Raw genomic sequence first — 18432 nt, 5'->3', positions numbered from 1 at the left:
CACACATTCACTGAACCGCCCCTGCCCCGTCATCAGGATGTCATCAAGATCACGGCAGAATCCTCGCAAACCGTCTCGCGCCTCCCGACGGGCGCTTTGCAAGGATTCCCATGAAAGACGACGCCTCGCTGTTTGCCGCCATCGACCTGGGTTCGAATGCCTTTCGCCTGATGATCGGCCAGTCGGTGCGCAGTCGAAAGGGCTTGCAGATTCAGGAAGTGAAAACCCTGCGTGAGCCGGTGCGCCTCGCCGAAGGATTTGACGGTGGCGCGCTGGACACGTTGGCGCTGGATCGCGGCTGGCAGGCGTTGGCGCGGTTCGGCAAAAAACTGCGCGGTTTCGAGGCCGGCCGGGTGCGCGCGGTGGCCACCAGCGCGGTGCGTGAAGCGGACAACGCGCAGCTGTTTCTCGCCAGTGCCGAACGGCATCTGGGGTTTCCCATCGACGTCATCTGCGGCCATGAAGAGGCGCGGCTGGTCTACGCCGGCGTGACCCATGCCTTGCCAAGCGCTGAAGACCTGCGCCTGGTGGTCGACATCGGCGGTGGCTCCACAGAGCTGATCCTCGGTCAGGGTGCGCAACCGTTGCTCACCGAAAGCATCGCCATCGGCAGCGGCACCTTGAGCACGCGCTTTTTTCGCGGCGGCGATGTGTCCGCCGGCGCGCTGCAGGAAGCCGAACGCTTCGCCATCCTGCAGTTTGAAAAAGTTGCCCGGCGTTACCGTGCTCAGGGTTGGCAGCAAACCATCGGCTCTTCCGGCACTGCGCGCATGCTCGCCAAAGTGCTCAAGGCCAACCACCTGAATGACTTCGGCCAGGACGGCATCACCTACGGCGGGCTACTACGCCTGTCGCTGCTGCTGTTGAAAGTGAACAACGTCCAGCAACTGAAACTGACCGGTCTGCAAGCGCACCGCCAGAGCATTCTGCCCGGTGGTCTGGTGCTGATGCTGGCGGCGTTCAAAGTGTTCGGCATCGCGCAGATGGTGCCCTCCGAACCGGGTCTGCGTTTGGGCGTATTGCACGGTTTGATGAGCCAGCACTAATCCGCGCCACGACAGATTCGTCTCCCCTTCAGCGGCTCGATCGACTAACATGCCGCCGCTGGTTCCCGAACGGGACTAACAGGGAATCCGAGGTGCTTGCACAGCATTGATCGGAACTGCCCCCGCAACTGTAGGTGCCGAGCCTGCTCCACGACTGCCACTGGGTGAACCCCGGGAAGGCCGGAGCCAGGCGATGACGCATCAGTCAGGAGACCTGCCGGCACAGTGACTACTAACCGGCGGGGTGTCCGGGAAGGACATCGTGCCGTGCGCGTCTTTGTTTGCTGCCCGGCCTTGCGCGGTTGCCCTGACTGCGTTCGAAGATGTGTTTCCGATCCGTACTCTCCCGCTCCCCGTACGGTTCCCTCGGAGACTGCCCCATGCTGCTGCCCCGCATCGCCACCCTCATTACCGGCCTGAGCCTTTGCGCCATGGCGCAGGCGGCCCCGACGGCCTATCCACTGACGATCGACAACTGCGGCAGCACCCTGACCTTCCAGCACGCACCGATGCGCACCGTGACCATCGGCCAGGCCGGCACGGAAATGCTCTACGCCATGGGCCTGAGCGATAAAGTCGTCGGCACCTCACTGTGGTTCAACAATGTGCTGGCCAAGTACAAAGCGCAGGACGACAAGATCCAGCGCCTGGCCGACAACGAGCCGAGTTTCGAATCGGTGATCGGCAAGCGCCCGGAACTGGTTGCCGTTGAACTGGAGTGGATGGTCGGCCCACAAGGTGCGGTGGGCACCCGCGAGCAGTTTCATGAACTTAAGATTCCGACCTACCTGCTGCCCTCCGATTGTGAGGCCAAGGACAACCTCGTCGGCGCCGATGGCACGCGACTGGCGCCGTTTCGCATCGAGACGATTTATAAAAGCGTGAGCCAACTGGCGCAGATCTTCGATGTTCAGGAGCGTGGCCAGCAACTTAACGACGAGCTCAAGGCCAGCCTCGCCAAATCGATTGCCACCGCCCAAGGCAAACAGCTGAAGGACGCCAGCGCGCTGGTCTGGTTTTCCAGTGCACAAATGGACATCGAGCCGTTCGTGGCCGGGCACAAAGGCGTTCCCGATTTCATGCTCAGCACCCTCGGCGTGCGTAACGTGGTGGCGTCCGATGAAGAGTGGCCAACGGTCGGCTGGGAAACCATCGCCAAAGCCAACCCGACCTTCCTGGTCATCGCGCGCATGGATCGTCGACGCTTTCCCGCTGACGACTATGAAAAGAAACTCGCCTTCCTGCGCAGCGACCCGGTGACACGCAACATGGACGCGGTGAAACACAACCGCATCATCATTCTCGACGCCATGGCCATGCAGGCGAGCCTGCGCATGTTCGACGGCATCGAGCAACTGGCCACGGCCATCAACGGCTATGACCTGCCACAATGAGTGCCAGCCTGATCCGTACGTTGCTGGCTTTGGCGACGCTGTTGATTGCAGTGGTTGCTGGCGTGGCCATTGGTGAGACGTCGATTGAACCTAGCGTGGTGATGCAAGTACTGGCGAACAAATTGTGCGGCGCCGGGTACGCGCTGGATCCTATCGACGAAGGCATCGTCTGGAACTACCGCCTGACCCGCGCACTGGTCGCGGCCGCATGCGGTGCCGGACTGGCGACGTGCGGGGTGATTTTGCAGTCGCTGTTGCGCAACCCGTTGGCCGATCCGTATCTGCTGGGGATTTCTGCCGGCGCCTCGACCGGAGCGGTGATGGTGGCGCTGCTCGGTGTTGGCGCCGGGATGATCTCGCTGTCAGTCGGTGCCTTCGCCGGCGCGGTCACGGCGTTCGTGCTGGTGATTCTGCTGGCGCGAGTCAGCGGTTCGGCCAGCGGCACCGGGCAGATCATTCTTGCCGGGATCGCCGGCTCGCAGCTGTTCAACGCGCTCACGGCGTTTCTGATCACCCGCTCGGCCAGTTCCGAACAGGCACGCGGGATCATGTTCTGGCTGCTGGGCAATCTTGGCGGCGTGCGCTGGCCGTCGGTATGGCTGGCGGTGCCGGTGGCCGTGTTCGGTTTGGTCGTGTGCCTGTGGCATCGTCGCGCGCTGGATGCGTTTACCTTTGGTGCGGATTCGGCGGCATCCCTCGGCATTCCGGTGCGACGTGTGCAGATTTTGTTGATTGGCTGCGCGGCGCTGGTGACGGCGGTGATGGTGTCGATTGTCGGTTCGATCGGTTTTGTCGGGTTGGTGATTCCCCACGCCGCACGGCTGTTGCTCGGCACCGGGCATGCACGTTTGCTGCCGGCCAGTGCGTTGGGCGGCGCGGTGTTTCTGATTGCTGCCGATGTGTTGTCGCGCACGTTGATCAAGGGCCAGGTGATTCCGGTCGGGGTGATTACCGCGCTGGTCGGCGCGCCGGTGTTTGCCTTGATTCTGGTTGGCCGCAGGTCCGCTCGATGAATAGTGTTTTGAGTTGTTCTGGTCTGAGCTTCAGAGTGCGCGGCGCCGAGTTGCTCAGCGGTGTCAGCCTTGAAGTTCAGCGCGGCGAAACCCTGGGCATCGTCGGGCCGAATGGATCCGGCAAATCCACCCTGCTTAAACTGCTGGCCGGGCTGCGCGAACCGAGCGCTGGCGAGGTCCTGCTCGAAGGTCAGCGCCTGGGCAAAATGGCCCGGCGCAGCATTGCGCAAAAGCTTGCGGTGGTTGAACAGCAGGCCGACACCGACGACGGCATTCGCGTGTTCGATGCGGTGGCGTTGGGGCGCACGCCTTGGCTGTCGGCGCTGCAACCATGGTCGGCGGCGGACGACGCGATTGTTCAGCAGGCGCTGACCGACGTTGACGCAATGCACCTGCGCACGCGTCTGTGGCGCAGCCTGTCCGGCGGCGAACGGCAACGGGTACACATTGCTCGGGCATTGGCCCAGCGCCCGCAAATTCTACTGTTGGATGAGCCGGCCAATCACCTCGACATTCAGCATCAACTGACCATTCTCAACGTGGTGCAAGCGTTGCCGGTGACCACTCTGATCGCTCTGCATGATCTCAATCAGGCGCTCAAGTGTGATCGCCTGGCAGTGCTTGAGCGCGGGCGGCTGGTGGCGTTGGGCGCGCCGCTGGAAGTGCTGACACCGCAGCGGTTACAAGACACTTTCGGGGTCAGGGCGCATTACCTGACGGACCCGTTCGATGGGGCGCAGATTCTCAGATTTCACTCATGACGTTGTGCATGTGGGTTGTTTGCCAGACCGGGTCAGCGTCGACATCGATTATCTCGAAGCCCTGCCGCTGCCAGAACTCGATGGCCCCCGGCAGAAACGGATGGGTGTGCAGGTAGATCACCTCGACTCCGTCGGCGAGTGCCAGGTCTTTGAGTGATCGATATATCGCACCGGCCAGCCCTGAGCGGCGCTGCGATGGCAGGACAAACAGACGGACGATTTCCACCACTTCAAGGTCCGGATAGGGCAAGTGCGGGAAGCGCCGGTCGTAAGGGAGATAGCCGATGGACGCGACGATGTGCCCTTCATGGCGAGCAATCAGAAAGCGCCCTGCCCCACGCAGATAAACCTCGGCAAAACGCGCCAGATCGTCAGGCATACCGGTCGCGCTGAGCTTGGGAAAAAGCTCGGCACGGGCCTTTAGAACAAAATCCAGAACTTCAGGAATGTCTGCGTCGGACACAGTCTGGATAACGGGTTGATCACTCATTTAGCGGCAAATACCTGAACTGCGGCTGACTACAGTAGCAACAGCTTTTCGGCGATGCCATGAGAATTCCCGTTTCTGAAAATACATACACAACCCCTGTAGGAGTGAGCCTGCTCGCGATAGCGGTGTGTCAGTCACCGATGAGTTGACTGACACACCGCTATCGCGAGCAGGCTCACTCCTACAAGGGGTTGTGTTTATTCAGGTGGTTAAGGTGTCAGGTCAACTCTTTACGCAATTGCCGGGCGGCAGTAACCATGTGCACCAGCGCCGCTTCCGTCTCCGGCCAGCCACGGGTTTTCAAACCGCAATCCGGGTTGACCCATAGGCGCTCAGCCGGAATCCGCTTGGCAGCCTTGCGCAGCAGATTAGCCATTTCCGAAGCATCCGGGATGCGTGGCGAGTGGATGTCGTAGACGCCCGGGCCGATGTCGTTCGGGTAAGCGAAGGCTTCGAACGCCTCCAGCAATTCCATGTCCGAGCGCGAAGTCTCGATGGTGATCACGTCGGCATCCATCGCCGCGATGGATTCGATCACATCGTTGAACTCGCTGTAGCACATGTGCGTGTGGATCTGCGTTTCGTCGCGCACGCCCGAGGCGCACAGGCGGAACACTTCCGTCGCCCAGTCCAGATACTGCTGCCACTGCGCCTGACGCAACGGCAGCCCCTCACGGAAGGCCGCTTCGTCGATCTGCACGATCTTGATGCCGGCGGCCTCCAGATCGACCACTTCATCGCGGATCGCCAAGGCCAGTTGTCGGGCCTGCACTTCGCGGCTCACGTCTTCACGCGGGAACGACCACATCAGCATGGTCACCGGGCCGGTCAGCATGCCTTTCATGACTTTGTCGGTCAGGCCTTGGGCGTAGCGGATCCACTCGACAGTCATGGCTTTCGGGCGGCTGAGGTCACCGAAGATCACCGCCGGTTTAACGCAACGCGAACCGTAACTTTGTACCCAGCCAAAACGGGTAAACACATAACCGTCGAGCTGCTCGGCGAAGTATTCGACCATGTCATTGCGCTCGGCTTCACCGTGCACCAGCACATCGAGGCCCAGACGCTCCTGGATTTCCACTGCGTGACGGATCTCGCTGTGCATGGCTTCGGTGTATTCGGCTTTGGTCAGCTTGCCCTGTTTGAACGACTGACGAGCGAGGCGGATCGACGCGGTTTGCGGGAACGAACCGATCGTCGTGGTCGGGAACAGCGGCAGGTCCAGGCCAGCGCGCTGTTTGGCAATGCGCTGGGCGAACAGCGACTGACGCTGACTGTCCTTGGCCGTGATAGCGGTAACCCGAGCCTGAACGGCAGGCTTGTGAATACGTGGCGACGCCGCGCGGGCGGCCTGCACCGAACGGCTTTCGGTCAGGGCACGCAGCACATTCGGCGCTTCCGGTTGGTTGACGGCTTGGGCCAGCACCGCCACTTCTTCGCACTTCTGTACGGCAAAGGCCAGCCAGCTTTTCAACTCGGCATCGAGCTTGTCTTCACGGCCCAGATCCACCGGGCTGTGCAGCAACGAACAGGACGGCGCGACCCACAGACGATCGCCCAGACGCTCGTGCGCATGCTGCAAAGTCGCCAAGGCATTTTCCAGATCGCAGCGCCAGACGTTACGGCCATTGACCACGCCCAAGGACAACACTTTATAGGCCGGCAGACGATCAAGAATGGTCGGGTATTGCTCTGGTGCGCGCACCAGATCGATGTGCAAACCGTCGACCGGCAGGTTGGCGGCCAGGCCGAGGTTTTCTTCCAGGCCCCCGAAGTAAGTCGCCAGCAGCTTCTTCAGCGGATCCCGCTGAATCTGGTTGTAGGCCCGCTCGAAAGCGTTCTTCCATTCCTGCGGCAGGTCGAGCACCAGAATCGGCTCGTCGATCTGCACCCACTCGACGCCTTGGGCGGCAAGACGCGCGAAGATCTGCCCGTACAGTGGCAGCAGACGATCAAGCAGTTCGAGCTTGTCGAATTCGGCGCCTTTGGCCTTGCCCAGCCACAGATACGTCAGCGGGCCGATGATCACCGGTTTGACGTTATGGCCCAGTGCACGGGCTTCTTCGACTTCTTCGAACAACTGCTCCCAGCCCAACTGGAACTGTTGATCCGCACTGAATTCCGGGACCAGATAGTGATAGTTGGTGTCGAACCACTTGGTCATTTCCTGGGCGTGTGCACCGCCACAGCAGCTGTCGCTGACACCACGGGCCATGGCGAACAAGGTCTGCAGATTGGCTTTGCCGTCATGCGGACGGAAGCGCTCGGGGATGACGCCGAACATCAGCGAGTGCGTCAGCACCTGGTCATACCAGGCGAAATCGCCAACCGGCAGCAACTCGATGCCGGCGTTTTTCTGCAAGTCCCAATGGGCCTTGCGCAACTCGCGACCGACGTCACGCAGGCCTGCCTCGTTCAGTTCTCCTTTCCAGAACGCCTCTTGCGCTTTTTTCAGTTCGCGGTCGCGACCGATGCGCGGAAATCCAAGGGAATGGGCCAGTGCCATAACAAACAACTCCAATGTTCTGTTGATGGCGGCCATTGTCGGCATCGGTCGCTAGTGAGACAAACTCAATTTAATCTTGATCAACACGAGTTTCCCTCATGATCAAATCATCCCAGCCTGTCAGTTGAAGACATTGCAGAGTTGAGCGCGCGGGCGACGGCTGGACGGTTTTTGCGGCAGTAAATTTCTTGGTAATTCAAGCTGTTCGTCGCCATGAAGACGCCCTTTGAAAACTCGATGACGCCTCCGTATAAACGCCCCCGAAAGCACCCCGGCAGGTCTTTGATTTCGATCTATCGTTAGATCGAAATGGCTGTATTTGCGACCGACTAAAGGTTGCGACAGCTGATGTCTGAGCCTATGTTGCACGCGAGTCTTTTCCCCGCGATTGGAACGCGATCAACACCACAAAGAGGTGAAGAAATGTCTAAGGAATCACGCCCTGCCGTACTTGGGCTGATCGGCAATACTCCACTGGTGCAAGTCACCCGCTTCGACACTGGGCCTTGCACGCTGTTTCTCAAACTTGAATCGCAGAACCCCGGTGGTTCGATCAAGGACCGCATCGGTCTGGCGATGATCGACGCCGCCGAACGTGATGGTCGCCTGCAACCCGGCGGCACCATCGTCGAAGCCACCGCCGGCAACACCGGCCTGGGCCTGGCACTGGTTGGCCGCGCCAAAGGCTATCGCGTGGTACTGGTGGTGCCGGACAAAATGTCCACCGAGAAAGTCCTGCACTTGAAGGCCATGGGCGCCGAGGTACACATCACCCGCTCCGACGTCGGCAAGGGCCATCCCGAGTATTACCAGGACGTCGCCGCCCGTTTGGCGAAAGACATCCCCGGCGCGTTTTTCGCCGATCAGTTCAACAACCCGGCCAACCCGCTGGCCCACGAATGCAGCACCGCGCCGGAAATCTGGGCGCAGACCGAACATGATCTGGACGCCATCGTCGTCGGTGTTGGTTCGGCCGGCACGCTGACGGGCCTGAGCCGTTTCTTCAAGCGTGTGCAGCCGGATCTGGAAATGGTCCTGGCCGATCCGGTCGGTTCGGTGATGGCGCAATACAGCCGCGACGGCTCGCTGCCGACGCCCGGTTCATGGGCGGTGGAAGGCATTGGCGAAGACTTCATTCCATCGATCACCGACCTCTCCAGCGTGCGCCACGCCTACTCCATCAGCGATGAAGAAAGCTTCGATCACGCCCGCCAGTTGCTCAAGGCCGAAGGCATTCTCGGCGGCTCCTCGACTGGCACCCTGCTCGCAGCGGCGCTGCGTTATTGCCGCGAACAGACCGAGCCAAAACGTGTGGTCAGCTTCGTTTGCGACACCGGCACGCGCTATCTGTCGAAGGTTTACAACGACCAGTGGATGACCGATCAAGGCCTGTTGCAGCGCAAAGGCTATGGCGACCTGCGCGACCTTATCGCCCGCCGCTTTGAGGATGGCCGCGTGATCAGTGTCGGCCCTGACGACACCCTGCTCACCGCGTTCCAGCGCATGCGTCTGGCGGAGGTTTCGCAGTTGCCGGTGCTGGTGGAAGGCAAGCAACTGGTCGGTGTGATCGATGAATCGGACATCCTCCTGCCGGTGCACGAAGACGCCGCCCGCTTCAGCCAATCGGTGTCCAGCGTGATGACCGACAAGCTGCAAACCCTCGCACCCGGCGCCAGCCTTGCCGAGCTGGAAGCGGTGCTCAGCCGTGGCCTCGTCGCCATCATTGCCGATGCATCGGGCTTCCATGGCCTGATCACCCGCACCGACATGCTCAACCAATTACGGAGATCCCTCGCATGAGTCAGCACGACGACAAATCCCAAGGCTTCGCGACCCGGGTGATCCACGCCGGGCAGACGCCGGACCCGACCACCGGCGCGCTGATGCCGCCGATCTACGCCAACTCCACGTACCTGCAAGACAGCCCCGGCGTGCACAAGGGTTTCGATTACGGGCGCTCGCACAACCCGACGCGTTTTGCCCTGGAGCGTTGCGTGGCGGACCTTGAAGGCGGCACCCAGGCGTTTGCGTTCGCCTCCGGGCTGGCGACGATTTCCACGGTGCTCGAACTGATCGATGCCGGTTCGCACGTGATCTCCGGCAATGACTTGTACGGCGGCACGTTCCGCCTGTTCGACAAGGTTCGTCAGCGCAGTGCCGGACACCGTTTCAGCTACGTCGATTTGACTGACCTGGCGGCGTTCGAAGCGGCGCTGCAGGACGACACACGTCTGGTGATTGTCGAGTCACCGACCAACCCGCTGTTGAGCCTGTCGGACCTCGCCGCTATCGCCCGTATCTGCCGCGCTCGCGGGATCATCAGCGTGGCCGACAACACCTTTGCCAGCCCGTATATCCAGCGGCCGCTGGAGCTGGGTTTCGACATCGTGCTGCACTCGACCACCAAGTACCTGAACGGTCACTCCGACGTGATCGGCGGCATCGCCGTGGTCGGCCAGAACGAAGCACTGGCCGAGAAGCTGGGCTTCTTGCAGAACGCCGTCGGTGCGATTGCCGGGCCGTTCGATGCATTTCTCACCCTGCGCGGGGTGAAGACTTTGGCGCTGCGCATGGAGCGTCATTGCAGCAACGCGCTGGACCTGGCGCAGTGGCTGGAACAGCAGCCACAGGTCAAACGCGTCTACTATCCGGGGCTGGCCTCGCATCCGCAGCATGAGTTGGCCAAGCGCCAGATGCGCGGTTTCGGCGGGATGATTTCCGTCGATCTGAACAGTGATCTGGCGGGTGCGCGGCGCTTCCTTGAGAACGTGAAGATCTTCGCATTGGCGGAAAGTCTCGGTGGCGTGGAAAGCCTGATCGAGCACCCGGCGATCATGACCCACGCGACGATTCCGGCGGATACCCGCGCCAAACTGGGCATTGGCGACGGTCTGGTGCGCCTGTCGGTTGGCGTTGAAGACGTCGAAGACTTGCGCGCCGATCTGGCGCAGGCGCTGCAATCGATCTGACCTTGCATGAACGACAAAGCCCGCACGAAGCGGGCTTTGGTGTTCGAGCAGGCGGCCAGTGCTGGTCTCTGGCTTACAAGGTTTATCGGGCTTCCCACAGTACCGGGCCAAATTGAAAAGGTACGGCCTCGGCTGCTTCACACGGCATAAGGGCTGGATCTCAGCGCGGAGATCTTTCTAACCGTGTACCTTTCGGAGCGCGCCCCACGCCCCCTTGCTATCCGATTGCGCATCAGTCTGCGTCTTCGCCTACATCTTTGAGCCTAGCAAAGGCTCGCCGACGCGGGTCAGTGTTTTTAGACTGATTCGAGCTTTGCCCCAATCGGGCAGGAAGAGAAGCGCCTAACGGCCGTCGATCCCCCACTGCACTAGCACATTTGTGCTAATCGACCGCCCTGTCCGCTGGCGCTATATTCCACCGCACCCCCGATGTTCCTCAACGTTGCCTGTTCGCAGCGTACGGGATCGTTGTGCCTGGAAATCAGAACAACACCAAGGAAGACACACCATGAAACTGCATGCAAACCTTTGCAAGATCACCCTGGTCGGCGCTGTGCTGTTCGGCGTTGCCGGCTGCCAGACCGTCAAACCCACTGAAGCGAGCATGAAAGAACGCGCGCAAACGGTGATCGGTAAACCGGTGTCGAAAATCGACAATATCCGCAACGACAGCACCCTCACCTACTACACCGCGTACACCCCGGCCGGGGAATACAACTGTGAATTGCCCAGCGGCGTAATTATCGCCGTGGCGAGCATGGGCATGATGTCGCCGCCGCTTTCCTGCCTGCCAAAAGGCGCTTCGCCAATCCCGCTGCAATAATTTCCCCGCCCGGTAAAGGACACCGTTTGCCCATGAAAACTCTGATCGCAACACTCACCCTCAGCGCCCTGTTCCTGACCGGCTGCGCCACACCCAAACAGTGGGAAGCTACCGGCGGCAGCAAAAACGATGGCGTCGTCCAGGTTTCCTATGAACTGGGCCAGTTCGAAAGCGGCCAGACCAGCGCCGAACAAGGTTTGACCGTTGCCACGCAACGCTGCAAGACCTGGGGCTACAAAAACGCCGAGGTCACCGGTTCCGAGAAAAACATCTGCCGCACCATGGGCCAGTACAACTGCCTGCAAACCACCATCACCCAGGATTATCTGTGCAAGCGCTGAACACGCACTAACCCTGTAGGAGCTGTCGAGTGCAACGAGGCTGCGATCTTTTGATTTTGATCCTGAAAATGAAGATCAAGAGATCGCAGCATGAACAGAGTATCTACAGGGTTTGGGTTTCGCAGTCGCGCAGCGCTCGCAGGGTCGCGCGCAGTTCGACCGGGCGCACCGGTTTGGACAGAATGGCAATCTGGCGATCGTGCAGGGCCGCCTGGATTTTTTCGACGTCGTGCCCGGTGATGATCATCGCCGGAACCGCCCAGCCTCTGCGCTTGCGGACATCGTCAATACACTCGATGCCAGTGGCGTGGGTGCCGAGGTCATAGTCGGCGACGATGATGTCGCAGTCGGTCATCAAATCCTGCCCGCTCAGTTCCGCTTGAACCACACAGCCCCAACGCTCCAATAACGCTGAAGTCGCGAGCAATACGTTGCGATCATCCTCCACCAGACACACCTTCAGCCCGGTCAGCAAACCGACCTGACGCGCCTCGTCGCGATTGACCGTTAACGGTGCGGGCGCAGCGATTGACAGGCCGTACAAGGTCACTGCCGTTCCCCGCCCAAGCCGAGAACGCAGGTCAACGCCGACACCGATCAACTCGCCCAGACGCTTGACGATCGACAACCCGAGCCCGACGCCTTCGACGTCTTTGTCGCGTACTTGGCGCACCCGATAAAACTCCTCGAACACCTTGGCCAGATGGTCTTCGGCGATACCGTTGCCGCGGTCATAAATCACGATGGCCAGCCCCGCTCCGCGCCGGCGCACGCCGATCAGCACCGGCCGATGCGCGCCATATTTGAAGCAGTTGGAAAGCACATTCTGCACCAGGGTCGCCAGCAACGCCGGATCCGTGCGCACCCAATATTCACAGGGGCGCAACCGCAGCTCGACCCCGGCCCAACGTGCTGCTTCAGCGTTCTGGCGAATCAGATCCGCGAGCCATTCACCCAAATTGAAGGTTTGCAGTTTGGGCAGAATCCGGCCGTTATCGAGGGTGTACAGATCGAGAATCGAGCGGAACAGTTGCGAAACATTGAGCAGTGATCGGTCGATGTTATCGACCAGACGCCGCTCCTCATTCCCTAACCGCGACTCCCGCAGGCACGCGGTAAACAGGCCGATGGAGTGAATCGGCTGGCGCAGATCATGACTGGCCTGAGCGAGAAACCGCGACTTTTCCAGATTCGCTGCGACGGCTTCTTCGGAGGCTTTACGTGTGCGCTCCAACAGCAGATGCGCATAGAACGGAATCACCGTGCTGGTGAGCATCAGCATCAACACCATGAACGGTTGCGCTTGCCACACTGGCGTCAGGCGATAGACACACAGCAACGCCACTAACGCCAGCGCCGTGGCAATCGCCAGATAGCGCGAGCCGTAGCGCATGCCATTGCCGAGGTTGACCCAGATGATCACCGCATACAGCGGCAACGCCGCCTCACCACCGACCACCAGACCGAAACAGGTGCCGGTGTAATCGTGGACCATGGAAAAAATCCGCCGCGCCGGGTAATGCCCCGGCCAGCGTGCAATCGCCTGACGCAAACCGATCGAGGCCAGCAAAAACAGGCCAATGTAAGTGATCACGGGCAAATACGTATCGAAGCGCTGTCCCGGCAAAAAACCGAGGACGAGCATGTAAACCACGGCAATCGCGGCGATGATAATGCGCAGATTGGCCTGGTCCAGTTCGGTGTTTTTCTCGAACTTCATGGGAAACGTCCTTGTGCGGTATTCGTCAGATTCAGAAGCAGCCTACAGGCAACCCTTGCGCTCGGTGCTAATGTGCAGATCTTGAGCAACGCCTGACCCAGGGAGGGTCATGCCATGACATGCCGAATTATCATAGCCGACGATCACCCGCTGTTTCGCGAGGCAATGTTGCGCACGGTGCAGCGTTTACTCCCCGCAGCCGTCATCGACGAAGCCGGCGATCTCGACACGGTGCTGACGCTGCTGCTCTCGGGTGAAGAGCCCGACACCCTGATACTCGATCTGCGTTTTCCCGGACTGACCTGCGTCAGCCAGCTCGCCGGGCTGCGCCAGCGCTTGCCGCGCACCACGCTGATTGTGGTGTCGATGGTCGATGATGAGGCGTTGATCAGCGAAGTCATGGCCGCTGGCATTGACGGTTTTATCGGCAAAAATATTGCCCCCGATGAAATCGGTCAGGCGATTCTGGCGATTCGCGAAGGTGAAGTACTGGTGAAGTTCGCGCCGTCAGGCCTGCTACCGCTGGAAACCGACACCGCCCTCACACCCCGTCAGCAGGACGTGCTGCGCTTGATCGCCCAAGGCAAGACCAACAAGGAAATCGCCCGCGACCTGGATATCTCCCCGTTCACGGTGCGCATTCATGTGTCTTCTTTATTACGCACGCTCAATGTGCCCTCGCGAGCGGCCGCCGCCGTGAAATACACGGGGACTCTGTAGCAGCAATTCCATGGCCTCAGTGGAAAATCGGTAGGTCTTGTCACTCCCAAGCACGATCAGCCCCTCTTCCCCCAGACGCTTGAGCACTTCACGCACACTGACGAACGACAGCTCGGGCGATGAAGACTCGACAAACGCATGCACACCATTCACCCCGATCCCATGTCCGTCACGGTCGGCCACCACCAGTGCATTGATGACTTTGAAGCGGATCAGGCTGGTGCGCAGTCCGAAGTGGCGCAGCAGTTCGCGAATATGCGTATTGGCGCTGCGATCAAACTCAAAGGCCAATGGGTTCTTCGCTGTCCGAAACGCTGAAGGTGCGTTTACAGCGCCAACGCCTGGGTGGTTAAACATGGCGAATACTCCCTTTCTAAAATGTTCAGGCGGGTCGCAGCTGCTTCCCGCCTGCCGACCACGTGTCGGACAGGCAACGTGATCGTGACTTTCTATATAGAAGGTGACGACAGCGCCGCCCTTCCCGCCCCGTCAGAAATCGACCGTGGCCGACAGCTGCAAGGTCCGTGGATAACCCGGAGAGAACGCGCCGTAGGACGCCACGCCCGACCAGTACTCACGATCGAAGACGTTCTGCACGGTGGCGCGGAACGTCGTTGGCCGGCCTTCGATTTTGGTCGCATAACGCGCGCCGGCGTCGACGCGGGTCCAGGCATCCAGTTCCTGGGTGTTGGCCTGGTTGACGTACTGGCTGTCGGTGTAGATCGCACCGCCGGTGAGGGTAAAGCCTTCAAGCCATGGCGTGTCCCATTCGGCCCAGAGATTGGCCTGCACGTCCGGCACGCCCACCGGTTTGTTGCCCCGGTTAGCCTTGGTCGCCGAATCGGTCAACTCGCCGTCGAGCACCGTCACACCGCCCATCAACCGCGTGCCCGGTGCCACTTCGCCGAACATGCTCAACTCGACACCACGGTTGCGTTGTTCGGCCTGCACCGAGAACACGTTGTCGGCACCGACTTCACCACTCGGTTTCTCGATCTGGAACAACGCCAGCGTGGTCATGAATGTGCCGTGTTCGTATTTCACGCCGATCTCATGCTGCTTGGATTCGTACGGGGCAAAGGTTTCGCCGGCATTGGACGCCGTGCCCGGGGCGATGTCGCCCTTGCTCAGACCTTCGACATAATTGTAGTAGAGCGAAACGTCCTCCCAAGGCTTGATCACCACGCCGACCAGCGGGCTCGTGGCGTTGTCCTTGTATTTCGAACTGACCGCACCGGCCGCGTTGTAGTTACGCGATTCGATGTCCTGGCGACGCACGCCGAGGGTCAACTGGAAGCGGTCATCGAGCATCGACATCGTGTCGGTCAACGCCACGCCGGACAGTTCCGATTCGGAAACGCGCAACACTTTCGGCGAATTGATGTACTGCTGCGGCCTGTCGATCGGATGGTAGATATTCGACAGGATGGCCGTGCCGTTGTTGATACCGCGTGACAGCTCATCCTGATACCGGGTCGCCATGACCGTGGTGGTGTGAGTGATCGGCCCAGTGGCAAACACACCACGCATACCGACGTCAGCCGTCGAGCGATCAACGTTGAATTTGTAGTAGCCGGGAATGTTGCTGGTATCACCGGCGTCATTGAGGATTCTCGGCACCTGGTCGGACAGGCGTTTGACGTCGGATCTACCACCGCCGGCATGAGCGAACACGGTGACGTTGTCGGTCAGGTCATATTCGCCACCGAGCAACGCCGACTGCTCTTTGGTATCCGACCAGCCCCAGTCCTGCGAGTGATTGGTGCGGCCGTTCGGCGCAGACGGCACATCAACGCCCGGCGCAATGGTGAAGGGCCGCGAAGCGCCCTCCCAGCTTTCTTTCTGGCTGATGTAATCGAGGTTCAGGCGCAGACGCTCGCCGCGATAATCCAGAGCGATCGCGCCGACACCGAGGTCGCGATGCTGATCATCGACGGCGGTATCGCCACCCTGCAGGTTGCCGTTGAAACGCACGCCGAACTGGTTCTCCGAACCGAAGCGCCGGCTCAGGTCCAGGTGCCCGCCGACCTGAGAATCTGAGGCATAGGTGCCGGTGAACCGGGTCAGGTCTTCATCCAGCGGGCGCTTGGGCACGATGTTGATCACGCCGCCGACGCCGCTGTTCGGCGAAATGCCGTACATCAGCGCGCCCGGCCCTTTGAGCACTTCGACGCGCTCGGCGTAGTCGGTGAACACCCGATAATTCGGCGCGACACCGTAGACGCCGTCGAACGCCAGCTCACCAAGGTTGCCTTCGCCAATCGGGAAGCCACGGATGAAAAACGAGTCGACGATACCACCGGTCTGCCCGGTCGAGCGCACCGAAGGATCGCGCTCCAAGGCGTCGGCGACGGTCACGGTTTGCAGATCAGCGAGGGTTTTGGCGGTGTAGCTGGTGACGCTGAACGGCGTGTCCATCACGTCTTTGTTGCCCATCATGCCCAGTCGTGCGCCGCGCGCCACCTGACCACCGGCGAGGGTTTCCGGCAAGGCAGTCGCGCCGTTGTAACGGGCGTTGACGTTGGTGGTGTCGAGGGTCAGCGCGTCCGGCGCGGCGTTCGCAGTCGGGTCGGCGGCAACGCCTGGTTGCTCGGGGCTGGCGGCCCAAGCGTTGGCGCTTCCTGCGACCAAAACGAAATTCAGCATGGCGGTACGCACGGCGAGTGCTAACACCCGCTCACCGCAAGGACGACTGACAACAGGCATGACGTGAGGATCCTTTTCATCGAGGGAAAATGGTAATCACTCCTATTGCCAGTCGATCTGCGAAAAAGTATCACCCGCAGTAAAGTTTTTTTCCGTCGCCCGATCAGGGTCAGGCGTAGAGGCGCTCCAGCGGAATCGCGACCAGCGGCAGCGCGGGGTCAAACGCGTGCCGGGTGGTCTTGTACGGCAAAATCTCGCCGCGAGCGATGGTGGTGAAAATTCGCGCCACCTCGAACGCTTGTCCAGTTTGCCAATGCCGCACACAGACCCGCGGATCGGAGTAATCGAGCTGGATGCACGGCAGCCGTTTCAAACCCAGCTGCAACGCCGCGGTGAAACGGTGATTGCCGTCCATCACGATGCCGCGCGAACGCTCGACGATGATCGGTTCCAGCCAATGCCCGGCGCGGACAATCGACTCGCGCAGCAGCGTCACGTTGGCCGGGTCGACCTGCTCCGACTGCAACACGTCGCACAGCGGCCGCAGCGCAATCTGATAACCGTGGTCCATGATGATCTCCTGATTCGCCGGGGATTCAGCAGGCATCGGCGCGGGCAACCGGCGCATGCTGACTGGCCACATCGAGCAGGCGCTGAGCGTGTTCGATCAGCGGCAAGTCGACCATTTCGCCGTCCACTTGCACCGCGTGGCTGCCCGTGGCCACCGCCCGCATCACCCGATCGGCCCACGCCAGTTGGCGCGAGTCCGGCAGGAAGGCGCGCTGCACCGTCGCCAGTTGCCCGGGATGGATGCACAGCTTGGCGCCGAAGCCCAGCGAACGCGCGTATTGCGCGTCTTGGGCAACCACCGCCAAGTCGCTGATTGCCGGCGTCACGCCATCGATCGGCGACGGCAGATCAGCCGTGCGCGACGCCAGCACGATGCGGTTGCGGGCAAACAGAAACGCCTCGGGCACCTGGCTGCAGTTGATATCGAGCGAGAAATCCAGCGAGCCAAACGCCAGCCGCGCCACGCCCGCAATCGCAGCGATCGACTCGACCTGCTGCAGGCCTTTGGCGGTCTCGATGATCGCGACGATCGCCAGCGTCGGTTGCCACTCCAGCAAGCGCTCGACCGCCCGCGCCAGCGTCTCGGGACATTCGGCCTTGGGCAAAAAAATCCCATCGCAACGCTCGGGGTAACGCATGTCGCTGAGCCAGCTCAGGTCCTGGCGAAACAGCGAACTGCTGACGCTGTTGAGGCGGATGTAACGCTCACAAGCAACGCTCGGCGTTTTCTCCTGCCACGCCTGGATGGCGTCACGGGCGGCGGCTTTGCTGTCCGGATGAACGGCATCCTCAAGGTCGAGAATGATCGCGTCCGGCCCTGCTTCGCAGGCTTTGGAAAAACGCTCGGGACGGTTGCCCGGCACGAACAGGTAGCTGATCGCGAGTGGCGCTTTGCGGCTGAGTCGATCGGATTGCATGGCGTTGCTCCTTTGACGTGAACCCGTCGTGGTTTGTGAAAGTTTTCAGGCCCGTTCAACGGCAGATTTGCCTGCCGTTCCGGGGCTTATCGCAACAGCCCTTAACGCCTTATTGATCAAGCAATTAAGAGACTTTTTAATCTCGGGACGAACGAGTCCTTGAGCGTGTAAATACACGTTCATGGATTCGCCTTGAGCAGGTCGTTATTGAAAAATATTTGAAAACCTTACTTGATAATCGTTCCTGTTCGCAATATTGTTCACGCCGCCAAGAGGAACTATTCTCGTTTCAAAGCAAGTCATCGGTATCGGAAAAAGTACCTGTCAGTGATGTCACTTAAACATCAGCTACAGGCTGCTACAGGGCAATGGCCAGCAACTAATGGCCATTCAGTACATCCGCACAAACCTTATGGAACGGGGTTCTCATGCAATTGTTTTGTGAACCATTTATTACGATCAGGGCTACAGATCCAATAGCGGATTTCACTTGGCATCCGCCTCCAAGTTGTTAAA

Annotated in this window: 16 protein-coding genes and 1 riboswitch; of the genes, 9 read left to right on the top strand and 7 right to left on the bottom strand. The window is 60.4% G+C overall.

Annotated features, from left to right (window positions below; genetic code table 11):
* Window positions 1-110 precede the first annotated feature (110 nt).
* The 4 genes from PspR84_RS12050 to PspR84_RS12035 all read left to right on the top strand — a co-directional run bounded on the left by PspR84_RS12050 (window position 111) and on the right by PspR84_RS12035 (window position 4214).
* A complete protein-coding gene (locus tag PspR84_RS12050; protein WP_160057423.1) occupies window positions 111-1046 on the top strand; it encodes a Ppx/GppA family phosphatase in 936 nt (311 codons plus the stop codon).
* A gap of 42 nt (window positions 1047-1088) precedes the next feature.
* A riboswitch (cobalamin riboswitch) is annotated at window positions 1089-1283 on the top strand.
* A gap of 143 nt (window positions 1284-1426) precedes the next feature.
* Window positions 1427-2440 (top strand): ABC transporter substrate-binding protein, encoded by a 1014-nt coding sequence (locus PspR84_RS12045; RefSeq protein WP_160057422.1) that lies wholly within the window; start codon window positions 1427-1429, stop codon window positions 2438-2440.
* 8 nt (window positions 2441-2448) lie between these two features.
* Window positions 2449-3453, top strand: coding sequence for an iron ABC transporter permease (locus PspR84_RS12040; protein WP_174244502.1), 1005 nt, complete (start codon window positions 2449-2451; stop codon window positions 3451-3453).
* On the top strand, window positions 3450-4214 hold the full coding sequence (locus PspR84_RS12035; protein ID WP_160057420.1) for an ABC transporter ATP-binding protein: 765 nt from the start codon (window positions 3450-3452) through the stop codon (window positions 4212-4214). Before PspR84_RS12040 ends, PspR84_RS12035 begins: the two co-directional genes overlap by 4 nt.
* On the opposite strand, the gene PspR84_RS12030 is transcribed toward PspR84_RS12035, so the two are convergent.
* A complete protein-coding gene (locus tag PspR84_RS12030; RefSeq protein WP_160057419.1) occupies window positions 4198-4704 on the bottom strand; it encodes a GNAT family N-acetyltransferase in 507 nt (168 codons plus the stop codon). The two genes, PspR84_RS12035 and PspR84_RS12030, sit on opposite strands and share 17 nt — an antisense overlap.
* 217 nt (window positions 4705-4921) lie before the next feature.
* Window positions 4922-7210 (bottom strand): 5-methyltetrahydropteroyltriglutamate--homocysteine S-methyltransferase, encoded by a 2289-nt coding sequence (gene metE, locus PspR84_RS12025; protein WP_160057418.1) that lies wholly within the window; start codon window positions 7208-7210, stop codon window positions 4922-4924.
* A gap of 423 nt (window positions 7211-7633) precedes the next feature.
* Here metE and PspR84_RS12020 point away from each other — a divergent pair, with 423 nt between their 5' ends.
* The 4 genes from PspR84_RS12020 to yecR all read left to right on the top strand — a co-directional run bounded on the left by PspR84_RS12020 (window position 7634) and on the right by yecR (window position 11343).
* Window positions 7634-9010, top strand: a complete 1377-nt coding sequence (locus PspR84_RS12020) for a pyridoxal-phosphate dependent enzyme (RefSeq protein ID WP_160057417.1) — start codon at window positions 7634-7636, stop codon at window positions 9008-9010.
* Window positions 9007-10179, top strand: coding sequence for a cystathionine gamma-synthase (locus PspR84_RS12015; RefSeq protein ID WP_160057416.1), 1173 nt, complete (start codon window positions 9007-9009; stop codon window positions 10177-10179). Before PspR84_RS12020 ends, PspR84_RS12015 begins: the two co-directional genes overlap by 4 nt.
* 508 nt (window positions 10180-10687) lie before the next feature.
* Window positions 10688-11002: a hypothetical protein gene (locus tag PspR84_RS12010; RefSeq protein WP_160057415.1), complete on the top strand. Its 315-nt coding sequence runs from the start codon at window positions 10688-10690 to the stop codon at window positions 11000-11002.
* A 32-nt stretch (window positions 11003-11034) separates the two neighbouring features.
* On the top strand, window positions 11035-11343 hold the full coding sequence (gene yecR / locus PspR84_RS12005) for a YecR family lipoprotein (RefSeq protein WP_160057414.1): 309 nt from the start codon (window positions 11035-11037) through the stop codon (window positions 11341-11343).
* A 103-nt stretch (window positions 11344-11446) separates the two neighbouring features.
* Here yecR and PspR84_RS12000 read toward each other — a convergent pair whose 3' ends face one another.
* The gene (locus PspR84_RS12000) at window positions 11447-13063 is read right to left on the bottom strand and encodes a hybrid sensor histidine kinase/response regulator (RefSeq protein WP_160057413.1); all 1617 of its coding nucleotides are present in this window, start codon (window positions 13061-13063) and stop codon (window positions 11447-11449) included.
* A gap of 114 nt (window positions 13064-13177) precedes the next feature.
* Between PspR84_RS12000 and PspR84_RS11995 the strand changes: the two genes are divergently transcribed.
* Window positions 13178-13783 (top strand): response regulator transcription factor, encoded by a 606-nt coding sequence (locus PspR84_RS11995; RefSeq protein WP_160057412.1) that lies wholly within the window; start codon window positions 13178-13180, stop codon window positions 13781-13783.
* Here PspR84_RS11995 and PspR84_RS11990 read toward each other — a convergent pair.
* The 4 genes from PspR84_RS11990 to PspR84_RS11975 all read right to left on the bottom strand — a co-directional run bounded on the left by PspR84_RS11990 (window position 13721) and on the right by PspR84_RS11975 (window position 17916).
* Window positions 13721-14140, bottom strand: a complete 420-nt coding sequence (locus tag PspR84_RS11990) for a fe2+ zn2+ uptake regulation protein (protein WP_160057411.1) — start codon at window positions 14138-14140, stop codon at window positions 13721-13723. The two genes, PspR84_RS11995 and PspR84_RS11990, sit on opposite strands and share 63 nt — an antisense overlap.
* 132 nt (window positions 14141-14272) lie before the next feature.
* Window positions 14273-16489, bottom strand: a complete 2217-nt coding sequence (locus PspR84_RS11985) for a TonB-dependent siderophore receptor (protein ID WP_160057410.1) — start codon at window positions 16487-16489, stop codon at window positions 14273-14275.
* A gap of 109 nt (window positions 16490-16598) precedes the next feature.
* Complete coding sequence (locus PspR84_RS11980) at window positions 16599-17000, bottom strand: ParB N-terminal domain-containing protein (RefSeq protein ID WP_160057409.1); 402 nt, start codon at window positions 16998-17000, stop codon at window positions 16599-16601.
* A 25-nt stretch (window positions 17001-17025) separates the two neighbouring features.
* Window positions 17026-17916, bottom strand: coding sequence for a CoA ester lyase (locus PspR84_RS11975; protein ID WP_160057408.1), 891 nt, complete (start codon window positions 17914-17916; stop codon window positions 17026-17028).
* Between the last annotated feature and the right edge of the window lie 516 nt (window positions 17917-18432).

Origin of the sequence: Pseudomonas sp. R84 (genome assembly GCF_009834515.1) — a bacterium.
In the GTDB taxonomy this organism is placed as follows: Bacteria; Pseudomonadota; Gammaproteobacteria; order Pseudomonadales; family Pseudomonadaceae; genus Aquipseudomonas.
The sequence above is the reverse complement of the archived record's forward strand: the minus strand, read 5'-3'. Positions and strand labels throughout refer to the sequence as shown.